Origin of the sequence: Lyngbya sp. CCAP 1446/10 (assembly GCF_026130175.1) — a bacterium.
GTDB lineage: Bacteria > Cyanobacteriota > Cyanobacteriia > Cyanobacteriales > Microcoleaceae > Microcoleus.
In genome coordinates this window covers 105,622-131,322 of the sequence record NZ_JAIGNI010000002.1, presented here as the reverse complement: position 1 = coordinate 131,322, position 25,701 = coordinate 105,622, and the positions used below count along the sequence as shown (strand labels likewise).

Annotated in this window: 18 protein-coding genes, 1 tRNA gene and 1 pseudogene; 13 read left to right on the top strand and 7 right to left on the bottom strand. The window is 44.6% G+C overall.

All coding sequences use genetic code 11. The features are described from left to right. The first annotated feature begins 46 nt into the window (after positions 1-46). From K4039_RS01665 to K4039_RS01655, 3 genes are all read left to right on the top strand, one after another. On the top strand, positions 47-2,467 hold the full coding sequence (locus tag K4039_RS01665) for a sucrose synthase (protein ID WP_265233378.1): 2,421 nt from the start codon (positions 47-49) through the stop codon (positions 2,465-2,467). A 389-nt stretch (positions 2,468-2,856) separates the two neighbouring features. Further along, positions 2,857-3,606: a peptidoglycan-binding protein gene (locus K4039_RS01660; RefSeq protein WP_265233377.1), complete on the top strand. Its 750-nt coding sequence runs from the start codon at positions 2,857-2,859 to the stop codon at positions 3,604-3,606. A gap of 130 nt (positions 3,607-3,736) precedes the next feature. Then, positions 3,737-3,818 (top strand) — tRNA-Leu (locus tag K4039_RS01655). A gap of 345 nt (positions 3,819-4,163) precedes the next feature. Here the strand turns inward: K4039_RS01655 and K4039_RS01650 are convergent. From K4039_RS01650 to hetZ, 4 genes are all read right to left on the bottom strand, one after another. Then, entirely contained in the window at positions 4,164-5,531 is a 1,368-nt protein-coding gene (locus tag K4039_RS01650) for a GUN4 domain-containing protein (protein WP_265233376.1), read from the bottom strand. 865 nt (positions 5,532-6,396) lie between these two features. Then, positions 6,397-8,769: a DUF3488 and DUF4129 domain-containing transglutaminase family protein gene (locus K4039_RS01645; protein ID WP_265233375.1), complete on the bottom strand. Its 2,373-nt coding sequence runs from the start codon at positions 8,767-8,769 to the stop codon at positions 6,397-6,399. 349 nt (positions 8,770-9,118) lie between these two features. Next, a complete protein-coding gene (locus K4039_RS01640) occupies positions 9,119-10,174 on the bottom strand; it encodes a hypothetical protein (RefSeq protein ID WP_265233374.1) in 1,056 nt (351 codons plus the stop codon). After that, the gene (gene hetZ, locus K4039_RS01635) at positions 10,167-11,348 is read right to left on the bottom strand and encodes a heterocyst differentiation protein HetZ (protein ID WP_265233373.1); all 1,182 of its coding nucleotides are present in this window, start codon (positions 11,346-11,348) and stop codon (positions 10,167-10,169) included. The genes K4039_RS01640 and hetZ overlap by 8 nt, the downstream gene beginning before the upstream one ends. A 151-nt stretch (positions 11,349-11,499) precedes the next feature. Between hetZ and K4039_RS01630 the strand changes: the two genes are divergently transcribed. Then, positions 11,500-11,964 carry a hypothetical protein gene (locus tag K4039_RS01630; protein ID WP_265233372.1) on the top strand — a complete coding sequence of 155 codons (465 nt, stop codon included), beginning with the start codon at positions 11,500-11,502 and terminating at the stop codon, positions 11,962-11,964. Positions 11,965-12,165: 201 nt separating this feature from the next. On the opposite strand, the gene sds is transcribed toward K4039_RS01630, so the two are convergent. After that, positions 12,166-13,137: a solanesyl diphosphate synthase gene (gene sds, locus K4039_RS01625; RefSeq protein WP_265233371.1), complete on the bottom strand. Its 972-nt coding sequence runs from the start codon at positions 13,135-13,137 to the stop codon at positions 12,166-12,168. 1,126 nt (positions 13,138-14,263) lie between these two features. On the opposite strand from sds, the gene K4039_RS01620 reads away from it, so the two are divergent. The 5 genes from K4039_RS01620 (at position 14,264) to K4039_RS01600 (ending at position 21,121) form a co-directional block, all read left to right on the top strand. Further along, entirely contained in the window at positions 14,264-14,431 is a 168-nt protein-coding gene (locus K4039_RS01620; RefSeq protein WP_265233370.1) for a hypothetical protein, read from the top strand. A gap of 495 nt (positions 14,432-14,926) precedes the next feature. Further along, a complete protein-coding gene (locus K4039_RS01615; RefSeq protein WP_265233369.1) occupies positions 14,927-15,250 on the top strand; it encodes a CBS domain-containing protein in 324 nt (107 codons plus the stop codon). Between the two features lie 42 nt (positions 15,251-15,292). Beyond that, positions 15,293-17,518, top strand: coding sequence for an ATP-binding protein (locus tag K4039_RS01610; protein WP_265233368.1), 2,226 nt, complete (start codon positions 15,293-15,295; stop codon positions 17,516-17,518). A 49-nt stretch (positions 17,519-17,567) separates the two neighbouring features. Continuing rightward, positions 17,568-17,966, top strand: coding sequence for a response regulator (locus K4039_RS01605; protein WP_265233367.1), 399 nt, complete (start codon positions 17,568-17,570; stop codon positions 17,964-17,966). After that, positions 17,963-21,121 carry a PAS domain S-box protein gene (locus tag K4039_RS01600; RefSeq protein ID WP_265233366.1) on the top strand — a complete coding sequence of 1,053 codons (3,159 nt, stop codon included), beginning with the start codon at positions 17,963-17,965 and terminating at the stop codon, positions 21,119-21,121. Before K4039_RS01605 ends, K4039_RS01600 begins: the two co-directional genes overlap by 4 nt. 55 nt (positions 21,122-21,176) lie before the next feature. On the opposite strand, the gene K4039_RS01595 is transcribed toward K4039_RS01600, so the two are convergent. Continuing rightward, the gene (locus K4039_RS01595) at positions 21,177-21,320 is read right to left on the bottom strand and encodes a hypothetical protein (RefSeq protein WP_265233365.1); all 144 of its coding nucleotides are present in this window, start codon (positions 21,318-21,320) and stop codon (positions 21,177-21,179) included. A 154-nt stretch (positions 21,321-21,474) separates the two neighbouring features. Here K4039_RS01595 and K4039_RS01590 point away from each other — a divergent pair, with 154 nt between their 5' ends. The 4 genes and pseudogenes from K4039_RS01590 to K4039_RS01575 all read left to right on the top strand — a co-directional run bounded on the left by K4039_RS01590 (position 21,475) and on the right by K4039_RS01575 (position 25,405). Next, positions 21,475-23,424, top strand: coding sequence for a response regulator (locus K4039_RS01590; protein ID WP_265233364.1), 1,950 nt, complete (start codon positions 21,475-21,477; stop codon positions 23,422-23,424). Between the two features lie 123 nt (positions 23,425-23,547). Continuing rightward, positions 23,548-24,156: pseudogene (locus tag K4039_RS01585) on the top strand (zinc ribbon domain-containing protein); the annotation flags it as partial. A gap of 507 nt (positions 24,157-24,663) precedes the next feature. Next, complete coding sequence (locus K4039_RS01580) at positions 24,664-24,954, top strand: hypothetical protein (protein WP_265233363.1); 291 nt, start codon at positions 24,664-24,666, stop codon at positions 24,952-24,954. After that, on the top strand, positions 24,938-25,405 hold the full coding sequence (locus K4039_RS01575; RefSeq protein ID WP_265233362.1) for a response regulator: 468 nt from the start codon (positions 24,938-24,940) through the stop codon (positions 25,403-25,405). The genes K4039_RS01580 and K4039_RS01575 overlap by 17 nt, the downstream gene beginning before the upstream one ends. 3 nt (positions 25,406-25,408) lie before the next feature. On the opposite strand, the gene K4039_RS01570 is transcribed toward K4039_RS01575, so the two are convergent. Further along, positions 25,409-25,570 (bottom strand): hypothetical protein, encoded by a 162-nt coding sequence (locus K4039_RS01570; RefSeq protein ID WP_265233361.1) that lies wholly within the window; start codon positions 25,568-25,570, stop codon positions 25,409-25,411. Between the last annotated feature and the right edge of the window lie 131 nt (positions 25,571-25,701).

Sequence of the window (25,701 nt, the reverse complement as noted above, 5' to 3'; positions counted from 1 at the left end):
CTCTATTTTTCAGGTCAAATAAAAAATTTCAAATAAGGGAGTATGTATGTCTGAACTCTTTCAGGCTGTTATTGCCAGCGACGAAAAAACCGACTTGCGGCAGTTTGCCAGCGATTTGCGGGCTTTGGGGAATAAATATTTACTGCGAAACGACATAGTTAGCGCTTTTGCCGCCTACTGTACCAAATACGAAAAGCCCGAACAGTTCCATCAATCTTCTCATTTGAGCAAACTGATTTATTACGTTCAGGAAATTATTCTCGAAGAGGCCAGCCTTTGCGTCCTGCTGCGGCCAAAAATTGCGACAATGGAAATAGTGCGAGTGGGAGATGACTTGACACTGGAAGCGATGACAGTGCAAGAATTGCTCGATGTGCGCGATCGCTTCGTCAACCACTTTCACCCCCAAGAAGGCGACATCCTCGAACTAGATTTCGGCCCGTTTTACGACTATTCCCCCTCCATTCGCGACCCCAAAAATATCGGCAAAGGAGTACAATTCCTCAACCGATACCTGTCCAGCAAACTGTTTCAAGACTCCAAACAGTGGCAGGAAACTCTATTTGATTTCTTGCGCATTCACCGCTACAACGGCGTACAGTTACTAATTAACGATCGCATAAAAACCCAAGAACAACTTTCAGAACAAGTCAAAAAAGCCCTCACCTTTGTCAGCGAACTTTCTGAAGACGAACCCTACGAAAGATTTCGATTTGTCCTGCAAATGATGGGTTTGGACGCAGGTTGGGGAAATACCGCAGCCCGCGTCGGAGAAACCCTAGGAATTCTCGACGAATTAATCGATTCCCCCGATCCGCAAACCCTAGAAGCATTTATTTCTCGCATCCCGATGATTTTCAAAATCGTCCTAGTTTCTCCTCACGGCTGGTTCGGCCAAGAAGGAGTTTTGGGGCGGCCGGATACGGGAGGACAAGTAGTTTATGTCCTAGATCAAGCCAAAAATTTAGAGAAACAACTGCAAGAAGACATTCATCTTGCCGGTCTCGATAGTTTAGGCGCAAAACCTAAAGTAATTATTCTCACCAGGCTAATTGCTAACAGCGACGGCACGCGCTGCAACGAACGTTTAGAAAAAGTTCACGGCACCGAAAATGCTTGGATTTTGCGGGTTCCCTTCCGGGAGTTCAATCCCAAACTAACTCAAAATTGGATTTCGCGTTTCGAGATTTGGCCTTATCTGGAAACTTACGCGATCGATGCCGAAACCGAACTGCTGGCTGAGTTTCAGGGGAAACCGGATTTAATTATTGGCAATTATTCAGACGGCAATTTGGTAGCATTTTTGCTGTCGAGAAAACTGAAGGTTACTCAGTGTAATATAGCCCACGCGCTGGAAAAATCTAAATATTTGTTCAGCAATCTTTATTGGCAAGAATCTGAAGAAAAATATCATTTCGCGATGCAATTTACTGCTGATATAATTGCGATGAATGCGGCTAATTTTATTATCAGCAGCACCTATCAAGAGATTGTGGGTAAACCCGATAGTGTCGGGCAGTACGAATCGTACAATTGTTTTACTATGCCGGATTTGTACCACGTTGTGAACGGCATTGAATTGTTCAGCCCTAAATTTAATGTTGTGCCGCCGGGAGTCAACGAAAGCGTGTATTTTCCTTACACGCGGACAGAAGACCGGGTGCAGGGCGATCGCGATCGGCTCAACGAACTGCTGTTTACCCTAGAAGACCCCGAACAGGTCTTCGGAACGCTCGACGACCCGCAAAAGCGCCCTTTATTTTCGATGGCCAGGCTCGATCGCATTAAAAACATGACAGGCTTAGCAGAATTGTTTGGTAAAAGCCAAGAATTGCAAGAAAAATGCAATTTAATTCTGGTAGCCGGCAAGCTGAGAGTCGAAGAAACCGAAGATTACGAAGAAGCAGAAGAAATTAAAAAGCTCTACACAATTATCGAGCAATACAACCTGCACGGTAAAATTCGCTGGCTGGGAGTGCGGCTTTCCAAAAGCCTGTCCGGCGAAATCTACCGGGTAATCGCCGATGGCCAAGGTATATTTGTTCAGCCAGCCTTATTTGAAGCTTTCGGTTTGACAATTCTCGAAGCAATGATTACCGGCATTCCCACTTTTGGGACACAGTTTGGCGGCCCGCTGGAAATCATTCAAGATGGGGTAAATGGGTTTTATATCAACCCGACTAACCACCAGGAAACTGCCCAAAAGATTCTCGATTTCTTCTCTAAATGCGAACAAAATCCCAACTATTGGTATGAAATTTCAACGCGAGGAATTGACCGAGTTTACAGCACCTATACCTGGAAAATTCACACTAGCAGGCTGCTGACTCTGGCCAAGACTTACGGTTTCTGGAACTACTCGTCTCAGGAAAACCGCGAAGATATGCTCCGCTACATAGAAGCGCTGTTTTATCTGATTTACAAGCCGAGAGCGAAGGCTTTATTGGCAGAACACGCGAACCGATAAGTGACGATTTTGGATTTGTAGGGGCCGGTTGAGAGAAAAAACTTGGCCTCGGAGCGATCGACTTTGTACAAGACCCGCTAGTAAAGATTTGTGAAGGAGAGCAGGTTTTGTACAATAGGACTTACGCTAAAAAATCCAGTTTCTACGACAATATTGGCTTTGGTAACGAAACATCTCCTCAAAAACCCGGTTTTTGAGGAATCGCCCGAAACGGCCCCTACTTCCAATTCGTAACTTCCAACTAGCAACTCCTGACTGCTGCTGTCCCATTGCCGAACTTCTAAAGGCTTGGAAAGATATTTCTTAGAAAGCTATCCGGGTAATACAATGAGATTGAGAAACATGAAAACAGGGAAACCTTGTCAAACTTTAGCAACAGGATCAAACTTATGCGTGTAACTACTGTTACGATTTTCAGCTTGCTCGCTCTGCTCGCTCCAGGGCTGACTAAAAAGGCAAATGCAGCCTTCGAGTCCAAACCCTTTGTGCAGGAACAACAGTATCGCAGAGACTTTACAGCTCCCGCCGATCCAGGTGCGTCGGTACAGCCCGATGCGAATTCCCAAGGAGATATGTTTAACAAGCCTTTTTATGCAGGGGAGCAAAAGCCTGTCAGAAAGGAAAAAACTATCTCAGCAGGAGCAGACGGCCCAGAAGTTGCGGCCATACAGCAGCGGTTGCAAGTTCACGGTTTTGCGATCGGGACGATCGACGGTTCCTATGGTTCTCGCACCACATCTGCTGTCAGTTCTTTTCAGAAGTCTAAAAGCTTGAACTCCGACGGGATCGTGGATAAACAAACTTGGACAGCTTTAGCAGCAGATCCGGCGCGGGCTCCTGAAAAATTGCAGAGCGATGCTCCAATTCAGAACAGCGATTCAATTCAGAGCAATGCTCCAACTCAGAACAGCGCTCCTGTTCGTGGCAATCCTGCAACTGCTCTGACTAAAGGTGCTGCTGGTTCCAAGGTGAAGACGCTACAGGTGCGTTTGGAAATACAGGGTTACGAGCCGGGCCCGATTGACGGCATTTTTGGCGCTCGCACTGCTACGGCTGTCAAGAAATTTCAGGAGTCTAAGGGTTTGACGACTGATGGCGTGGTGGACGAAATCACCTGGAAGGCGATCGGGCAAAACTAAGTGACGAGTCAGAAATTGGGAAAATTCCTGTGGCAATAACTCATCATTGAACCCGGTGTCCAAAAATGACCGGGTTTCTCGATGTTGACATATCGCTATGTTGTGTGTTAGGATAGTTGAATGTCAAAATGCGGATATGGCGAAATTGGCAGACGCGCCAGATTTAGGTTCTGGTTCCGAAAGGAGTGGAGGTTCAAGTCCTCTTATCCGCATCGCAGATGGTATTCCCAAACGAAAAACCCAACCCCTGGTTGAGCAAAATTTTTGCTGCCTTGTTAACGGCATCCCTGAATTGAAGGTTGCGACAAGCTGCCATTTTTTCAAAGGGGTTGGAAGGCTATGTCCTTGATTATATCGAACTTTTGACTCTTGTTGTCACCCCGTCAGGGCGATCGATCGTGGTTTCGTTTTGTTGCCCTAAATCTTGAAGCTTGACGGAAATTATCCTAGGTTAAGCATTGCTTAAATAATGACGGGTAGAGAAGGAAGCACAGACAATAAAGCTGGATATTGGTAGAGGCTTATTCCCTGAAATATGCAGCTTTATTTATCACTCTTTACCAATCATTTCTCTCTAAAATTGATTGGGCAAAATCTCTCGTTGCTTCACCTGAGTGGTACCACCAAGATATATTTAAGGGAAAAGCTGGCAAATGCCCTTTAGGAGCATATTTTAAGTTGAAGTTTAAATCATCATAGGATTTCCAACCAAAAACGCCACCAAATAAACCTGCTTTTCCTCGCCAGCCCATCTTTTCTCCAAAATCGCCTACTTTTTTTGACACATCCAAATAAATTTGTTTTTGCGCCTTAAAACCAAAATGTCCATTACTATTCTGTGACCAAAGTTGATTGATAGTGCGTAAATCCTCAATGGGCAAGATTCTCAAATTTTGCTCAAAATCACGGTTAGCTATCTTTACTACGATGTCACAGGTTTCTTGGTCTGCTTTTTTCCATTCTCCCACTTTTAGTAAACTACTGAGTCTAGTATAGTCTATGGTCAAAGCCGTATTGATTTCGCTAGAAATCAGAGCAACGATTCCTTCTTCGGAAGTAGCGTTATCTAAATAGTGTTGACTTTGTTCCCTAATTTTATTTATAATTGTTGGCGAAGTTAATGGGTTAATATGTTGATTAAGTTTGGCTTCATAGAACTTACAAGCTGCATTTCCTACTGCATAAATCATGAGGGCTTTAGCAGAAGCACTTATTATTTTACTGGGAATCATGCCATACTTTAGCCAGTCTATACCTGCCTCAATAGCTCTTTCTCCCAAAAAAGCTGCACCAAAGGCTGTTAAAGCTTCAATTTTTCGTTCTGGTTCTTGTAAATTAAATCCATAAATATCGGCAATCTGATAAACCATTTCTGCCGATAGTTTGCTGATTTCTGGTAAATCGTACTTAGCTATTCCCCTGATAACAGCTTCTGCTCTCGGAATTCCTCTAACTAAATCCACTCCCGCCGCTTGTAACGATTTTTGAACAATAAGAACATGAGCAATTTCATAGGGAGATTTGTCTCGGTAGCTGTGCTTTAGCCTTTTAACAGACGATTCAGATGCAGTAAAATTAATTTCACAAATAGATTCACCAATCCAATTAACTAGACTATTCCAAGCATTTGAATTAGATTCTTGCTTCAGTTGTCGTAGTTGAGGATTAGCATTGACTTCAGTATTTATCTGAAGAATTTGTTCGCTGGGTTGTGGCGATGATGTTGTATTTGTCGACGATGATGGTGCTATTTCTTCTCCTACGAATGCTGATTCTGGAAGCCATGTTCCTAGGTTTTCTCCTTCAAATTTAAAACATATTCGGCGACAATGTACATAAGTGGCTACAGCTAAAACTTCTCCGTTTTTTGGGTGACCATTAATGTAGCAAGTTGTTTGGGAAAATAGGTCTTGAGTTGAAACCATTTTTCATTAAGTAAGTAATGATTTTAGAAGTATAACAAGATAGCTATTAAAGGTAATCAGTATATTCACTGAAGCGTAGATATAACTAGGGCTTGCTGAATCAGTGGTGGAAGTAAACACGGTATGGATTTTGGCTTTTCAATAGTTAGTATGCTAAATCAACAGCTAAGCTAGGGCTTACTGAAAAAGTCCACAAATCGAATCTAGGTTTGATACTCCCCAGCCCTAAAGGGACGGGGATTCTTGAAGAGTCCACAATCGGATTTTCACTCGTGGCTATCAAGTCGCCGCTACTCACTCAGCTTGAATTTCTTCAAGTGTTGCGTATACGTTTGTTTTTCGCTTTCGTCCTGCCATCACTAGCCAACAGTTACGGTACGCTCAACATTCTGCCATTATTTGCCCTTTAGCTGTTTCGGATCAAAGCCGAATATGCCCGTTGCCGGGATTTCTCCGATACTAGAATGTCTCAACACGTAGACGGTTATTCCTACTCAATGTTCTAAATTATAACATCAATATTCATGTATTCTATTAATGTATGTAAAGAAGTATTGAAGGCGGTTGAAACCGCTACCGACTTTTCCCCATGTCTAAAGCCAGGGGCTTGCGTCTCGCTTTTCGGTCAAACAGCTTGAAAAATGGGAGATTCGGAGATGGGTTCCCAACTTTACTCCACAATTTTCCACCGAAATCCAAGGATTTTGAGCCAAAAAACGTCATAACCTTGCACTTTTTTGTGTTTAAAAATCTTGAAACCCTTGGCAGTCATAGCTTCTAGTTCTATTCAGCAAGCCCTAAATAGGAGCTAGTCGAACTTGTAAACAGGGTAGGCAATCGACGCTTTTTTTCCTACCCTTATCGCTTAAAACCAGCGCTTTTTGAGTTTCTGCAAGTGCGATCGCCTCAAATTGTCCACCAATTTCCGCAACTGAGCCAAATTTCCCGCTTCACCGCCATACTTCCAGCGCACATAAGCCTGCGAAACTTCCTCAATTACCTCAGCTTCATCAGTTGGATGATTGCCGCGCATTGCCTCAGCATACTCCAAAGGCGTTTGAGCTTTCTGCTTGGCAAATCCCCGACTTGCCAAATCCTTCAGCATTTGCTGATAAACTCCCTCCACCGGCGGCAATTTCCCTAGCCAGCGCCGGTAGCGCCATTTGCGCCAACCTTCCCAAATTAACCAGCCAATAAAGCCAAAGCCGATCGCACTAATCAACCCAGTAAACAACCCCACCCAACCCTTAGCAAACTGTCCCATAAACCAGCCCAGAATCAAACTGATCCAGCCAATCACAAAACCGATAACTGAATCGAGCCCGCTTCTGAGAGGCGTCGGTAGCCAACCCGCGATCCACTTCCAAAACGATTCGATCGCGCTAAAAGTCTGGTTGTCTTCCACCGAAGCCGGAATCAGCGGATAACCGGGAATCGGATTAAAAGCGAACCAGCCGTAATTAGGAAAATATACCTCCGTCATCAAAAAAGCGTCAGTATTTTTCACAACATACAAACCAGTAAACGGGTTGAATTCCCCCGTATCGAAACCGCCAGCCATTCGCGCCGGAATCCCGATCGATCTGAGCATAATAGTCAGTACCGTCGAAAAATGGTCGGGATATCCGCCTGTAACTTTTTTGCCGTCTTGCGTGTTTTGATAGCCAAACAGAAAACCCTCGACTAAATCTTCACTTTCCTCTAAATAAGGCAAAGCTTTTACAAGTTTGTAGTTCGGGTTTTGCTTCAAATATTGAGCTAAGTACAAAGCTTTTTCGTAAGGAGAATCGATCGCCCTGTCCGACTTAGCCACTCTTGTTCTCGCCAACAAAATTTCTTCAGTTTTTTCTCGCACCTTGGCGGCAATTTTCGGCGGCAAATCCAAATAGAACTTGCGAACATTTTTCGGGTAATTAGTACCAGTTTGCCCCAACAAAGAGCGATCGCGAAAAGGTACGTTAGAAATCACCGTATATGTCAAACCATCCGCCAATTCCACAGGCGATCGCAAACCTCCCTCCGCATCAATCGCCACTTCCGTCGTCGGAAAATAAAGTTCCTTCGGCTTGCTTAAAGCCGGAATCAAATTCGGCAACTGAGCAAGAATAGTATAACTTTGAATCACCTCTTGAGTGCGAGGTGCATTGGGAAAAGGATTCAGATAAAATTGATAAGACCAGCGAGGTCGATTCACCTTAAAAGCTTGTTCGTTGCGAGAAATTTCCCAACCCTGACCAGTGTATTTGTCAAAGCCTAACACCCGCCAAAAACCCGCCGCCTGCGATCGCACGCGCATCACCACTTGAGGTTTCATTTCCCCCCGCAAATTTTGATTGATGCGCTGGTTGAAACCGTAATAAAAAGTAGAGTCCACATCTCCTGGCCCTTTGTCTGGGTTTCTCCCCCTTCCTCCGCCAGTTCCTTTTTGATTTCCTCCCTTGACATACCCCGGATTCAGAATGCTGCGCGAGTCAAACTCCCCCTGATATTGAATGGGAGCACTCACCGGAAAAGTCCGCAATTGATAGCCCGGAAGGCGCGGCAAAAACGCAAAAATACTCAGTCCCAACCCGACAGTTATCAGCAGCAGCCAACCAAAATACTTGGGGGATAAAGTAGCAGCAAATAACGACCAGTTGTTATTTTTTCCTTTACCTTCTGTCGAATCGCGAATGCTTTCTAGCTTCGTCGATGATAGTCCCAAGCGCGATCGATAATCTAGCACCAAAGTCGGCAGCGCTAAAGCCAAAAACAACAACAGCAGCGGCCCAAAAGTCAGGGTTTGGCTGATCGTCGCTGCTACACTCAACAGAATCAGCCCGATGACGATCGAATAGCCCAAATCCTTGCGGCGGGGCAAATCGAAGCTGTGCAGGACTTGAATGTTAATTAACAGTTGCGCCAAAACTAACCGCGTATCGTTTAATTCTCCTACCAAACGGGTAAAAAAAGCGAACAGCGCCACCAGCATGGCAATAGCTATGCAGAATTTAGCAGCTATATTGCGATCGCGGCGGCGATACCAACTCCAAGTTGCTCCCACAATACTGACAGGCACAGCCCACAGGTTCAGGCTTTCTTCAGCAGCAACGTCAGTAGCTACAATTCCCACAATTACCAACAACTGAACCAGGATTCGCAGCAGTAAAGAATCCTCAATCACCGGCGGAGGCATTGCCTCAATCTGCTCCCACAGCTTACCTAAAACAGGTATCTTTCGCAGGTTATCAGTTGTCATGTGCACCCATCCAAGTCAGTCTATTTTAGATTTTGGATTTTAGATTTTAGATTTTCTCGCAGCTTTGAATCTGGGAGGGCTTTAACTAATTTCTAAAATTTTTGGCTTTCCACGACAGAAGTCGGGGGATTGCATTTGTTTTTGTGTGAGGTCAAACCGCAGAGTAAAACATACATTGTTTACTCTAATTTTACCAGAAAGAATTGGTTTAAAGCCTCTTCCTTGTAGGCAAAAATTAAAATCAGACTATTCATTACTCCAATCCTCTTCCTTCCAAATAGAGGTAGCTGTCAACTGTCAACTGTCAACTGTCAACTGTCAACTGAACTTTCTATTTGCTGTTTTGTCTTCACAAAGTTGGACGAATAGCAAACATCAGAGGTCGGCTATCGAAGTTTTGGAATCTCACTTCTAGAGCATAAGTCTTGTCAGGTTGCGGGTCAAACAACTCTACACTTAAATGCCCGGAATTCGGACGATGTGCAGTTGCTTCGGCATCTCCTCCCTTGAGTTCCAAACTTCCTCCCCCAGGAAATTCGCACTCAACTCTTAAACACGGCCTTGGTGGTTCTGTATTGCGGTTCGATAGGTATTGAGCTTGCAGAGTCAGCGAGCCCAAAGCAGTCAGCCACTCCCGCGAAACCGGGGGCTGATTTACAGGACAATTCAAAGTTAAAGACTCAATGATTTGTCGGGCGGCCAACAGCGACATGAGCATTTGTTGATCGGTAGTTGCCTCGGAGTAATTCGGTAAATCTTCTACTTCAGAAGCTGTAATTCCTCTGGCCGCACCCATGAGTACAAAACCAGCTAATTCGTTAAGTTCCTGAGACTGGCCCGGAAACAAACTATCTACAGCGCGAACTAACTTCGCACCTTCCCGCAGCGACGACATTACCAGTTCCTGACAAGGTTCTAGCAGTTGAGCAAAAACCCCTTGGGCGATCGGAATTGGCAGGCGACCCCATCTAATATTTTGTAGTTGGGGAGTCCAGATATGTAGGGGGGGAACCCATTGGGGGGCTACATCGTCTGGGTAGTCGTGTTCGTAGCTTTTGATTTCTGTTTCCCAGGGGAACAGTGGCGGGTTGGATTCAATTTCGGCTCTAAGCCTTTGTTTTAACAAGGTCTGAAAACGGTCTTGCACGGTCGGTATATCTCCAATAGTCAGCGGTTGTGCGGGTGCATTGCTGTGCGCCCCCACTTGATAATCCAGCGGGTCTGGTTCGTCCCATTCCCAGTATTCCACCCCAGAATTCTCTTCGTCGCCCCACTCTTCTGAGGGATGGGGCTGATTGAGGTTGTCATGATCTTCGCTAGAGGTATTCGCGATTGGCGCCTGCAATATCCAGTCTAAGAAATGGCGATCGAAAGCCTCTGCATCCCTGTTCGTTTCGTTATTCATCAGTAGATGCCCCTTCTCCGGAATCTGAACGATTTCGCAATTCCCAGGCAAGTTCGAGTAATTTAAACCACCGTTTCTGTACCTGGGCTACCGTGCTGCCGAGGGTTTGCGCGATCGCTGACTCTGACAGACCCTGTTGTTTCAACTTTAGCAAACGCTGTCCCTCTGGGCCAATTTGCTCACCAAAAATTTGCCACTCAGAAGGCAGTAAACCCAGATTGCGATCTAAGTCTGCTTCCAGCCACTGGTGAACCAGTTCCCAGCGGTGCGACATGGCAAACCTGAGCAAATGGTACTTGAAGCGCTGCTGCAAATAGTCCCTTTGGCGCGGAGTTATGTTTAGAAGCGACTCTATTTCATTAGTCGGCAAGTCTTGCAAGCGCAATATGAAATAATCGGCGCATTCTTGTTGGTTGCGCTCTTTCAAGTAAGCGACTAATTCGTCAATCACATTTTGGCGCAAAGATTCTGACTCGTCGCCTTGGGGGCGAATTGCCGAGGAACCCTGTCCCGCCATTGCTTCCCGCACCGAGTGCACCGAGGTGTCGTTCCAAGTTTGGTCGGAATCTGAAGCCCCACCGTCGGCGGCTTGTTCCATATCCACGGAGGTTTCTTTGGGTTGTTGCTGGGAAAAGGTTTGGGCCCGCAAAATAATTAGTTGCTGGCTCCGGTTGCGAGGCAAAGGAATGCGCCGCTTGCCGAAACGCTCTACAAAAGCCATGTACTCTGCTAGTTCTAAGCGAGTGCGGGGACTGTAGGTAGGTGGCAGTTGGGTTTCCCGCCGGAATGCCTTTAAAGCTTCCAGATAAAATCCTTGCAAGAAATCTTTGATCAGTTCTACTCGCGCCTGATAGCTAGACTGCACCTGGGGAGGGGTGATGTAGCGATAGACGATCGCGCTGAGGGTACTGTGCAATTCTACTCGCCCGGGCCCGGAGCCTAAATTTTCATAGTGGAGACATTGTTGCAAGCGGTGCCGGGCGAGGCTCTCGGCTGCACCTTCTATGTCTCCTGAGTCTTGAATCCGCTGACTTTCTGTGCATATCCTGGTGACTTCTGCTGCGAGTCGCCCTGCTACATCTTGGCAATTCTGCTCAGACGCGCGAGTGGACTTTTTGAGTTCGTCTAACAGCAGTTGAAATATGGTTTCCACGCTCTGGCAGATTTCCCGCATGATTGTTTACAGCTCACATTGAAATTAGCACACTCTGGTACGTTAAATTTGGGATTTTACATTTTATAGTGGGCAGTGCTAGGTATCACATACTTGCACCTGCACCTGTTACCGTGAAATTCTTAAACTCAAATCTCAAATTAACTGACTAATGGATTTAGATCTACAGATTCGATCGCTGATCGACAAAGCTCCGCCTGACGGTTCGACGCCACAAATCTTAGAGGCGATCGCCCCGGCGCTGGTTTTAATTGCCCAACAGCTACAGCACCTCGAATACTCGATCCTGCAATCGGTAGACGAAAGTTGGGCGATCGTGGTTTTGAGCAATCTCAAGCAACCGGGACGGGAGAAGAAGGTGATTTATGCTTTTCCTACTTTTCAAGATGCTTCCTCCGCTGCGGCGGCTGGGGGCGATCGCGTGAGGCCGGTGCCTTTGCCTGTCACTCACATTTTATTTCAGATGATCGCTCTAGAAGGTCTCGACAGCATTGTTTTTTTTGAAAATCCCGGCAATCAGGAAGTCGGGACGGAAATCCCTCGCCAGCAAGTGCAGGACTTAATTAACCTTTACTTGCAACAGTATCGATCGGCTCCACCGCCAGATATTGCATAAATATAGCCTTTCTCAAGGGCCATGAGGCACTGGACGGTAATTGGTAATTGGTAATTGGTAATCGGTAATATGTCATTGCTCGCGCTCTCCCGAATTCACTTAAGAAGCGCCATAACTCAATTTCTTATGAATTGGCAATAGGAAATTCCCCACTACCAATTCCCCATTACCAATTCCCCCTACCATGCAACTTTTTAACCTCTAATACAGCCTGCTCAAAACATAATCTGCCAAATCAATCAAGGCTTGACGGGACTCTGAATGGGGCAGCGCCGCCAAGTATTCGACGGCTTTTTGGGCGTGATTTGTGGCTAGTTCTCGCGAGCGCTCTATGCCTTGAGAATCTTCTATCAGTGCCAGGGCCTGCTCTAAATCTCCTTCTTGGGCGAACTCCCGTTCTATGAGAACTTCCAAATAAGGCTTTTCTTCTAGGGCAAATAGCGCTGGCGCTGTCAGATTACCGCTGATTAGATCCGATCCTGCGGGTTTCCCCAAAGTTTCCGTTGAAGCAGTGAAATCCAATATATCATCTACTATTTGGAAGGCTAAACCAATGTTGCGACCGTAGTTGTACAAATCGTCTGCTATTTCCGCTGAAACCTCGCTCAAACAGCCCGCTGCTTTAGAACTGTTGGCAATTAAAGACGCTGTTTTGTAATAACTTTTTTCTAAGTACGCTTCGATCGACAAACTGGTGTCAAATCCATTTAATCCCTGTTGAATTTCCCCCTCAGCTAAATCCATAATCACTTCTGAAAGCAGTTTGACTACTGGCAGGTTGTCCAGATTGGCCAAGTGCCAACTCGATTGAGCAAACAGAAAATCTCCCGCCAATACTGCCACTCGGTTGTTAAACCGACTGTGTACCGTCGGTACTCCCCGCCGCAGATCGGACTCGTCCACCACGTCGTCGTGGACTAGACTGGCTGTGTGGATCATTTCGGTGATTTCCGCGAGGCGGCGGTGTTTTTCGGTGATTTCCCGATCGGGCATTGTCGCCTTGGCCATCAACAAGACTATTGCGGGTCTCACCCGTTTTCCCTTTGTGCCGAATAAGTATTCCGCAGCCGCGTACAAGATGGGATGACGGGCACCCACTAACTGTTTCAAGTTTTCTGTCAACAGTCGCAGGTCTTCTTCAACCGAGGAAAATAGGAGAGTGCTAGAGATCATGGATACGCCGACTCAAGCCGTAAAGTAACAAAATTTTACATATCATATCTTTATTTTAAGGTAATTCTCTGCAATAGGGAAGAAGAATCTAGGCGATCGGCAGTTATTTGTTGTCTGCCACCAGCTAGGACTGGCCCAACTGCCAGAGGCGGGTAGCCGACTGTCAGAGGGATTGTCCCTATTGTATCGAATTGTTAAGGACAGTGATCAAAAATATCTAAATCCCAGAAACCCTGTGCTATTATAGTTATTAAGGATTTAAACAATTCTATACATTAAGTACAGGCTGTACTTGAACCTAGCTGGCAGGTAGTTTTCAGATGCCTGTAAGAATTTCGTAGAGCCAGCCTTGTTAGTCGATCGCAGCGAAAATTTCTGGGACAGATTTTTAGTTCCTCGCGGCTAAAAACTTTCAGGAATTAAGACTAGCGCATGAGATGTGCACGGTAGCTCAAAGCAGCTAAAGTGGATGGTTTTACGCTGTTCAAGCATTTGTAAAGCAGTAAATCATTATTGACCCCGCCCAAAAACAGGTAGAAGGCGCGACAATCGTCGTGGAGATCCCAAAATTTTAGACATTAGTTGAAGCTCCCAGATTCATCTGCCGAGTCAATCTAAAATCTAAAATCTAAAATCGACTAACCGGGAACGCCTAAGTGTTCCGGGAAGCCTGATATGGAAAAGTAGCCTTCAGAACCAAGGCATAGTCTTGCGTGCTGACTTAATGTAGTAGGTCTTGAACTTGTCCCCCTCCTCCTCCTCGTCCTTGACTTTTGGTTCTAATTATGATTTATCGCGATATTCCTCTAATTATTCCCATTCTGGCCGCCGGTTATGTAATGACTATTTATATAGTGTTGATGTTGGCCGAACGTAGCTCTAAAATAACTCGATTGGGTGAGTAGTTAACAGCTTGTTAGCCGAATCCGGCCTCGCTCGCAATGGACTACTCGCTCAGAATTCCGAATACTCAATAATAACCCTGCCTTGACTGCTTGCGCACAAAGGCAGGGTTATTGTTTACAATTGCGGGCATCGTGATGTTTAGCGGTACGAGTGACGATCGATCTCTAGTTTACCGCGGAGTGCGATCGACCGACAGCCCGCAATCTTCAAGATACTCAAGGTGGAAATCGCCGATTTTTTCCACAAATATCCCCAAAGGCTACTCGAATTTACTGACGATGCTGCCAAAATACCAGCCGCGGCTGTTTCAACCGAGAAAAACCCCAGATTAAAAGAGCTTTTGTTCGGCAGCTATCAAACAATTCTGTGGCAAATCATGAAACAGTAGCCGACACTTTAGTTGACATCGGAATTTACAACAATATCGAATCAATTTTGGAGCATCTCAATCAATGCAAAAAGCATTTTTTGACAGTGCGAGCTCGCAAGCGCTCGCGAGTCTTTTATTGATCGCGAGTTATACGAGTTCGCACTATAAATGCCAAAATGAGATAATCCCAATCAATTGGGTGCATCTCATTTTTGTCAAAAGCATTTTTTATGTTATGGAGCGTCCCCGCACGGGCTTATAGAAGCCCGTGCGAACTCGTATAACTCTCACTCTTAAAGCAAAACTGAGATGCACCCAACGACTTTTACCGCGCCAATTCCGATCGCCATTTAGCCCTATCGCACTAGAAATCATACCGATGCGCGACAAAAAATGCAACTTTAGACTGATGTCAAACCTGGATTTCGGTCAGCGTGCCATCACTGTCAAATATCAAATCTAAAATGGTATTAATTGCGGGCTCTGCCTGGATCTCTCCCCCTTGATTTACCCATGTCAACCACAGTTTCTGATACCCAAAGCTTGCTAAAACAGGCGATCGACCCCAAACTGCCGGTGCTGCCTCCAGACACATTGAAAGTTGCGATCGCCGCGATGACTCAGGCGAGCGCCAGTTGCGTTTTGATCGCGTTTGAACAGCAACTGATCGGCATTTTTACGGAGCGCGATGTTGTGAAAATAACTGCTAACGAAATACCACTAGCAGGGATGATAATTGCTGAGGTAATGACTCAAAGACCGATCGCCATTTCCCTCGATCAAGCGGAGAATATCTTCAAGGTATTGGACATATTGCGATCCTCTTCGTTGGCGTAGCCCCCGTAGGGGCGGGCTGCGCTAACGGCAAAAATCCGTCACTTGTCCCTCACAGACGCACGCGGAAACTTGCTGGGCGTCATCACCGGCGAAAGCATCCGTCAAATCCTGGAAGCGGGCGACTTGCTGCAAATGCGACGCGCCCAAGAAATTATGACCGCAGAAGTAATAGTTGCCTCAACTAGCACCTCAGTTTTAGAAGTCGCAAAACAGATGACAACTCAGCGCAAAAGCTGCATAGTCATTTGCAATGAGTGCGACAATAAAAAGCAGAAACCTGTGGGCATAATTACAGAATGGGACATTGTTAAATTCCAAGCTGCCGGACTCGATTTTGCTGGCACTCGCGCCGCCGCCGCGATGAATTTTCCGCTGATACCTTTGCAAGGAGAAGCCACATTGTGGGAGGCTCACCAGTTCATGCAGCAGCACCACATCCGGCGCTTGGTGGTGGTGGACGAGGGAGGATATTTAGCCGGAATTATCACCCAAAGTACCCTGCTGCACGCCTTAGATCCGGTCGAAATGCACGCGAATGTCGAGCTTTTGCAGGAAACAGTTGCCGAAAATATCCTGGAGTTAAAAAAAGTGAACGAACAATTGCAAAAAGAAGCGCTGCGGAGAACCGAAGTAGAAGAACAGTTGCGGCTATTAAATGAAAATCTAGAAGAACAAATTAAACAGCGAACTTTAGAATTAATTAACACGAACAGTCAGTTAAAGAAGGAAATACAAGACCGCGCCACCGCTGAAGCTGAAGTCCGCCGCCTCAACACCGAACTGGAAGAGCGAGTTCGAGAGCGCACGGTTCAACTAGCAGCCAGCAACCAAGAATTACAGCAAAAAATTTGCGATCGCAAATTGCTAGAAGAAAAACTACACTTTTCTGAAACCAAAGTCCGCGCAGTTTTTGAAGCGATGACAGACATCGTTCTCGTGCTAGACATTCAGGGCAATATAGAAGTGTTGCCGACAAATACCACGGCAGTTTATGAGCCAGATTGCGATCTAGTCAGCCTGACAATAGAACATTTTTTTGACGATGACAACCCCGATGATTGGTGGATGCTAGTTCAACAAGTGTTAGAAACGCAACAAACACTCAATTTCGACTACAGCTTAGCAGTTGGCGGTCGCGAAATTTGGTTTTCCGCCTGCATTTCTATGTTCTCAACAGATGCAGTAATTTGGGTTGCCCGCAACATCAGCGATCGCAAACTAGCAGAGTCAGCATTGTCCCAAAAAAATACAGAATTAGCTCATACGCTGGAAGAACTGAAGCGCACTCAACAAGAACTGATTCAATCTGAAAAAATGGCTGCCCTCGGACAGTTAATTGCCGGAGTTGCTCACGAAATTAATTCTCCTTTAGGGGCGATTCGCTCCTCGGTGCAGAACATCGCCGACTTCTGGGCCGAACAATTGCACCAGTTGCCAATATTTTTCAAGCAACTATCCCCGGAACGGCAGCAGGATTTTTTTGCGCTGCTGCACAAGTCAAGTCAAGAAACAGACACCTTATCTAGTAAAGAAAAACGTCAGTTGAAAAAAAGTTTACAACGGCAATTAGAAGCAGAAAAAATTGACGACGCCGACAGCCTTGCCTGTACTTTATTAGATATTGGTATCTGCAATAATGTAGAACCTTTTTTACCTTTGTTGAAAGACCGCGAAAGTCCAAATATTTTACAAATCGCCTATGAATTTGCTACGGTACAAAAAAGCACTAAAAATATTGCTACTGCGACAGATCGGGCAGCCAAAATCGTTTTTGCATTGAAAAGCTACTCTCGTTACGACCAGTCTGGTTCCAAGGCGAACGCTAATATTACCGAGGGCATTGATACTGTTTTAACGCTTTACCACTATCAAATCAAACACGGTGTGGAAGTCGTCAGAAACTATGGTACTGATTTGCCCTCTGTGCTATGCTATCCTGATGAACTAAATCAAGTTTGGACAAATTTGCTTCACAATGCTTTACAAGCGATGGGCAACAAAGGAGTGTTGAAAATTGATGTCAAACACCAAAATAACGCGATATCAGTCAGTATAACCGACAACGGCCCCGGCATTCCCCCAGAGATTATGCCGAGAATTTTTGAACCGTTTTTCACGACTAAACCTCCAGGAGAAGGCACTGGTTTGGGATTGGATATTGTCCTGAAAATTATTGAAAAACATCAAGGTAAACTGCAAGTAGAAAGCGTGCCAGGTCAAACCAAATTTACTGTATATTTGCCTATTGAAATCACTGATGGCAATTAAAAACCTGGGGTCAAATGCCCTGAAGAATTAAATAGAAGTGAAAAAAAATATGCCCAAGCCAGTAATTTTGTGTGTTGACGATGAAGTTGTAATCTTAAACAGTTTAAAAATCCAACTTAAAAAGGAATTTGGCGATGTTTACCTCTATGAAGTAGCAGAAAATGCCGATGAAGCTCTGGAAATTATCGAGGAAATTCAAGAAGAAGATGAAAGCGATATTTTGGTCATAGTATCTGACTGGTTGATGCCGGGTATTAAAGGAGATGAATTTTTGATCCTGGTTCACCAAAAATATCCCAAAATCGTGAAAGTCATGCTGACCGGGCAAGCCGACGCAGTAGCAATAAAACGGGTGAAAGAGCAGGCAAACTTGCACCGCTGTTTGTACAAGCCGTGGGATAGCCAAGAATTAGTAGAAACTATAAAATCTGGTTTGGCAAAAATATGAACAATAAACCTGTGATTATTTGCGTGGATGACGAACCTATCATCCTTGAAAGTTTGAAGATTGAGTTAAAAAAAGCCCTGGGAGAAGAACATTTATTAGAAACCGCTGAAGGCGGCGAAGAGGCTTTAGAGTTAATAGATGAATTACTGGCAGAGGGCTGCGAAATCGTGGCCCTGATTTCCGACTACCTGATGCCGAATATGAAAGGGGACGAATTGCTGAAGCAGATTCACAAAATTTTGCCCAAAACTATCAAAATTATGCTGACGGGGCAAGCAGACCTCGAAGCAGTGGCGAATACTATTAAATATGCTAAATTGTACCGCTACATATCGAAGCCTTGGCAGTCAGAAGATTTGAAGTTGACCTTAAAAGAAGCGGTCAACAGCTATTTTATGGAGAAGCAATTAGCTGAACAAAATACTCAACTCCAAAAGCTGAATCAAGAATTGGAAACTTTAGTTGAGGAGCGGACTGCACAACTGCGCTTGTCTGAGGAAAAGTTTGCTAAAGCTTTTCGTTCTTCTCCCAACCCGATTACTATTGCTAGACTTAAAGACGGTCGTTATTTAGAAGTTAATGAGGCTTTTTGCCAGACAATCGGTTATTCGGCAGCAGAAATTATCGATCGCACGGCGCTTGATTTCAATCTTTGGGAAAGCAAACCAGCCCGCGCCAAGTTGTTTGCAATGTTAGACGAACAAAAAATTGTTCGCAACTACGAATTTGATTGGCGCACTAAAACTGGAGAACTCAGAACCGGGCTGCTGTCAGCAGAAATCATTGATATTCATGGCGAAACCTGCGTGATTTCTGTGATTCAAGATATTAGCGATCGCAAATTAGCCGAACAAAAACTCCGAGCTGTAGCGGCCTCTTTAGCAGCAGCGCAAAGAATCGCCCGCCTGGGGAATTGGGAATGCGATTTCTCTGCCGATACAACTACTTGGTCGGAAGAATTATCTCATATTTTCGGTCTCGATGCAACCCAGGCTGCGCCCACACTAACTGAGTTTCCGCAATACGTGCATCCAGACGATCGCCCAAAATGGCAAACAACCATCGACGCTGCTATTGCTAGCGGGCAATCCTACACTTTAGAATATCGCATCCTGCGCCCGGAATCGACAATCGCTGCGGATCATCGCCTGTCACAAACAAGTGAAGGCGGCTTCATCCGCTACATCGAATCCAGAGGAGAAGCAATTGTCAACCAACAAGGACAAGTGACAAAACTCTTCACAACTTTGATGGATATTACCCCCCGCAAGCTAGCAGAAATAGCCCTAGCAGAGAGCGAAGAAAAATACCGTCATTTAGTTGAAACTTCCCAAGATATTATCTGGTCTTGCGATGCTGAAGGACACCTTACTTTTGTGAACCAAGCAGTCAAACAAATCTACGGTTATGATCCTGAAGAAATGCTCGGCTGTTCTTTTGGCGATTTCTTAGCTCCAGCACAAATAGACCGAAATATGGAACTTCAGCAGCGATTGCTGACGGGAGATGATGTCTTTCAGTACGAAAGTATAGTATTAGGAAAAGACGGCAGGCAGATTGATGTCAATACGAAGGCGATCGCGCGCTTGGACGCCGAAGGAAATATCACTGGCACAACAGGAACAGCCAGCGATATTACTGAGCGCAAACAAGCAGAAATAGCCCTGCAAAAAGCCAAAGAAGAAGCGGACAGAGCCAACAAGGCGAAAAGTGAATTCCTCTCGAATATGAGCCACGAATTGCGAACTCCCCTCAACGCAATTCTGGGTTTCAGCCAACTGCTGACCCGCGATACAGCCCTCGGTGCCGACCAACAGCAATACTTAGGAATTATTAGCCGCAGCGGGGAACATTTGCTCGTTCTGATCAACAATATTCTGCAAATGTCAAAAATTGAAGTTGGGCTGGTGACAGTTAATAACAGCACCTTTGACTTGCACAAAATGCTAAAAAATACTGAAGAAATGCTGAAGTTGCAAACAGATAAAAAAGGGTTGCAGTTGATTTGTGATTGTCCGCCCGACGTGCCTCAATATGTAGAAACAGACGAAAGCAAGTTGCGCCAAGTATTGATTAATGTGGTGGGAAATGCGATTAAATTTACGGCGGAAGGTGGTGTGAATTTGAGAATTAAGCATGAACTATTGGAAAATAAAAATCACGGACAGATTCCGCCAATTGACAATTGCTGCTTGCTATTTGAAGTTGAAGACACGGGGTCGGGGATTGCTGCGGCAGAAATGGATAATTTGTTTAAACCTTTTGCGCAAACAGAAAGCGGGAGAAAAGCTCAAGAAGGAACAGGTTTAGGCTTGCCGATCAGCAAACAGTTCGTGCAGTTAATGGGAGGGAAAATGACGGTGACAAGCAGTGTCGGTAACGGCAGCATTTTTAGATTTGACGTTAAGGTTTCGCTCCCTAATGCAGTGGAAATTCAGGTGGCTCAAACCGCTCGCCGCGTTGTGGGCCTGGAACCGGGACAGCCGGAATACAGGATTTTAGCTGTGGACGATCGCCTGGAAAGCCGTTTGCTGTTGTTCAGAATGTTGTCATCCCTCGGTTTTTCTGTGCGGCAGGCTGAAAATGGCCTTCAAGCTCTGTCGATGTGGTCGAGTTGGGAACCTCATTTGATTTGGATGGATATGCGGATGCCGGTGATGGATGGCTATGAAGCTACTAAACAGATTAAAGCGCATTTGAAGGGTCAAGCAACGGTGATTATTGCTCTGACGGCGAGTGCTTTTGATGAGGAGCGATCGGTTATTTTGTCTGCTGGTTGCGATGATTTTGTCGCGAAACCTTTTCGGGAGCAAGTGATTCTGGAAAAGATGGCTAAGTATCTGGGAGTTCGCTATGTTTACGATCGAGAAGCTTCACCGAGTTCTGATGCTGTGGCTTCCGGTGATGTTTCCGCGCACACTGGAACGCCTCCTTTGCCTTTTACGCTGAATGCTTCATTTTTTGAAGCTATGCCTTGTGAATGGGTTGATGAGTTGTACGCTGCTGCGGATGCGGTGGATAATGAGCGGATTTTTGCGCTGCTGTTGTTGATTCCTCCGATTCATGCTAGTTTCGGCAGTGCGATCGCCGATTTGGCGCATAACTTCCGGTGCGATCGGATTATTGATTTGATTGAGGAATTTAGAAATGTTTGAGGGAAGTTCGGCAACGGATTATATAACAGATTTAACGGATTTAACGAATGGATATTCAGTCGTAGAGTGCGTCGCCATGAAAAATTTCCAGAGAAATATCGACAATTTTATAACGACGCACCTGACAAACTCTCGTTCGTGTAAAAACAACCAACATTTGTTTCGTAGGAATAATTTTTCCAATTGGTATTACTGGCATCTATCGTCTTAAAAAAACCAGTTTCTTGGATTGGTGTGTGTAAGTGATATAAATATGAAAGTAGTTGATTTACGATCAAGTGCTATCATAACGATTTAACTGATTTTTTTCATAATTTCAGCAATTCCTAAGTTGGCAAAAAAAATACCTAGCGATGACCAGCAATCAAACAGAAGATAATAAAGGTAACATATTAATTGTTGACGACACTCCAGAAAACTTGCAAGTTTTATCGGCAACGCTGTCGGATCAGGGCTACAAAGTCCAGGGTGTAATTAATGGCAAAATGGCAATCAGAGCCGCGCGATCTAGTTCTCCCGACCTGATTTTGCTCGACATAAAAATGCCAGAAATGGACGGCTACGAAGTCTGTACGCAGCTCAGATCAGATCCGAAAACATCAGAAATTCCAATTATTTTTATCAGCGCTTTAGATGAAGTATTAGACAAAGTAACCGCCTTTAAAGTTGGATGCGTAGACTTTATCACAAAACCGTTTCATGTAGCAGAAGTTTTAGCGAGAATCGAACATCAACTGACTATCCAAAGACTGAAAAGACAATTGATCGATCGCAATATCGAACTACAACAAGAAATCATAGAACGCAAAAAAGCCGAAGAAGCCGCGGCCGCTGCATCCCTAGCAAAAAGTCAATTCGTTGCCAACATGAGCCACGAATTGCGGACTCCCTTGAACGCCATCCTAGGTTTTACCCAAGTCATGAGCCGCGACTCTTTGCTCAGCCACGAGAATATCGAAAATCTCCGAATTATCAACCGCAGCGGTCAACATTTGCTGGAACTAATTAACGATGTTTTAGACTTGTCGAAAATAGAAGCAGGGATAATTGGCTTAGATGAAAGTAGCTTTGACCTTTATCAACTCCTCGATACTCTCGAAGAGATGTTTCAAATCAAAGCTGAAACTAAAAATTTGCAACTGAGATTTTTCGTGCAGGCGGATGTTCCGCAATATATAAAAACTGACGAAAAAAAGCTGCGCGTCTGCTTGATCAATCTGCTGGGAAATGCCATAAAGTTTACGGAAAACTGCGGCAGTATTTGGCTGCGTGCGACCGTGCAAGGCAATCAGCAGTCGGGAAAATGGGAGATTTATCCTAACTCTACTTTGGCAGAGGAATGTGTAATTTGCTTTGAAATTGAAGACACGGGAGTTGGCATAGCAGAAGGAGAAATTCACAAGTTATTTGAGGCTTTTGTGCAAACAGAAGCTGGTAAAAAAGCGGCTGACGGTACGGGATTGGGTTTGACAATTACCAAAAAATACGTAGAAATAATGGGGGGAGATATTGGGGTAGACAGTGTTTTAGGTGAGCGAACCACTTTTAAATTTAATATCCGAGTATTTCCCGCTGTTTCGTCTGAAATAACAGTGGCGACGTTGCAACGGGTAATGCAATTAGAAGCAGATCAACCGGTTTATCGGATTTTAGCGGTTGACGACAATCAAGAAAATCGGCTGCTGCTGGTTAAAATGCTGCAACCAATTGGTTTTGAAGTCCGAGAAGCGGAAAACGGCCTCCAAGCTGTTGAACTTTGGGAAAGTTGGCAGCCTGATTTAATTTGGCTGGATACGCGAATGCCAGTAATGGACGGTTTTGAAGCTGTCAGACAAATTAGAGCTAAAGAGAAAGAGAAACAAAATCAGCATCAGCGGCAAACTATAATTATTGCTCTGACTGCTAGCACTTTTGAGGAAAGAAAAGGCGAAATTATCGCCGCAGGTTGCGACGATTTTATACGGAAACCTTTTCAAGAACAAATCCTGTTTGATAAGATGGCTGCCTACTTGGGAGTGCGCTATATTTATCAAGAGTTGTCCGGGCTTCCTGTCGGGGCTTTACGGCGTTATTTTGTGAGCGAAAAACCGGATTCATTTTTCTGGCCGCTGCTGGCCCAGATGCCTCGAAATTGGGTGCAGGAACTCTACGATGCAGTTAATGATGTTAATGAAGAGTTGGCGATTCAAATTGTCGATCGCATTTGGGAAAGTCATCCAACTTTAGCTGAGGCTTTAAAAGATTTGCTGGCAGATTACCGACTCGACAGGATAATGGATTTAACTCAATCGATTTTAAAATAAATGGATCATCGTGAAATTAGGCGTTACTGATTTACGGTATGAAAGGCTAAATATGCAATTCATAAAAACCAGCGTCTACAAAGCTTCTGGATTTTAAAATTATTTATTTCATACCCTGATTAAGCAACGCCCAAATTTAGTGCTGTCTTGGCAAAAGAGTTCCCGTTTTGTGACGAACTAAATAGCATGGTTCGGCAAGCAAGCGCAGAAAGAACATGGTCGGTAATTTCCCTATTTTACGACAATTGCAGAAAGAAGAATCCTGGTAAGAAAGGATTTCCACAATTTCAAAAATAGAATCGCTCAGTTGTATACAAAACTAGCGTTTGGAAATTAGCGTCAGATCGGAAATTTATCACATTCACCGACAAAAAAGGAATTGGAAAACTGAAGCTGAAAGGAACGCGCGACTTGCACTTCTATCAACCTACTCAAATCAAACGATTTAGGCTGGTAAAGATTTTGCTATGAAATTAGCTCTCCGGTGTCATCCAGTCCAACGACTGTGTAGCCTAGGTCTACTTGAGGATTAAAAAAATTGTAAAAAATCGCTGTCTAGCCAAATCAATTAACGATGCTTCTTGGTATATGTTCCGGGTCTGGATGGAATATTTCGGCAAAGTATTCGGAAGAATTACGATTACTGTAACAGCCAGTGGAACAAGGCAAAAATGTTCTAGTTGCGGAACGATTGTCAAGAAAAGTCTATCAACACGAACCTATACCTGTCGGTAGAGTGTCAATTTTCTATTCCTGTATCAAAGTGAAGTCAGTAGCCCGCAGGCAGCATTCAACAGCCATTTATACGATTTTAGATTTTCAATTTTAGATTTTCAATTTTAGATTTGAAAATTTGAAATGACTAATGGCGATCGGGATTTGGATCGCGGGACAGCAGTTGCATTCTTTTTTGAAACTGGTTTGACTGCAACTGTAAAAATCTTTATCGTTTCTTTACACAAATCCTCAAAAAGTGTAGCATATTCACTGATGACATTGAGCGAAAGATCCATCAGTATAAATTAATACGGTTTAGGTAAGACTGATCCCCGTAACACCCCTTAACAAGGGGGGACAAGAGTATTCTCTTTCGTTCCCCTTCTGAAGGGGGATGCGAGGGGGATCTCCGAAAAAAAACACTGTTAACCCAAGCGTATGGCAGTATAAATCTATTACCTCGATCCCTATACAACTTAAAATCAGCCGTGCGCGCCAGACTTGTCAGTTTGTTTCAACTGTATGCAGAGGATCTTGTTTTGGGATGCAGTAGTTTCCGTAGTAATTCGCGGACAAGCATTTCTGATGTCTTTGGTGTTTGAGGGTTCTCGGACAGACTGCCAAGTGAAACAAGTATTAGTGGTAAACCTTCGCAAATTATGCAAAAATCGTCAATTGCTGCAACACAAATTCAGTGTCGTCGGTCAGATTTGCCTGATGATGCCAACAGATGCTTTGCAGGCGATCGGAAACGGCTCCAAGTCCCGCCCACAAAATTCGTTAGTGAGGCAAAGACGTGAATTATCAAAATAAAAATGAAAATAAAAAATTTACTATTTTAATAGCAAACGATGATGAGGACACGCGCTTTTTGGTGAAGGAAGCACTGCGAGAAGTTCGATTAGCAATTAGTAGCGAATTTGTGGAAAATGGAGAACAAGTGCTAGACTATTTGTACCGTCGCGGTGAATATGCTGCTGGCAGCAATTGGCATCGACCAGATCTGATACTTTTGGATCTGAATATGCCGAGGCTTGACGGGCGAGAAACACTAACTTTGATGAGGTCTGACCCCAACTTGCAACAAATTCCGGTTGTGATTCTAACTACATCGCACCGCAGCGGAGATATCTTGCTTTGCTACCGCTTGGGTGCGAATTCTTTTATATCCAAACCAGTCACTTTTGAAGGATTGGTGGAAGTAATGAAGACTTTATGCCAGTATTGGTTTGTAATCGTTTCGCTCCCGCCCCAGGCTCTGTAAGCTTTAATTTAGGGCTAGATCGATACAGCAGTTCTCAGAAAGATGAGGTATGGCAAATTCTCCTACAATCACTAGGAAGAAGATGCACTGCGGGCGATTATTTTTACCTCCAGAAACCTCAGTCAGCTTATAGGAACTACCAATTACCCATGACCAATTACCCATGACCAATTACCCATTACTAATTACCCATTACCAGACATACCTCATCTTTCTGAAAAAGGCTATAGTTTGAGTATAAACTGAATTTTATAGACCGACATATTGCTGCAATACGATTCTATTAAGCCCGATCG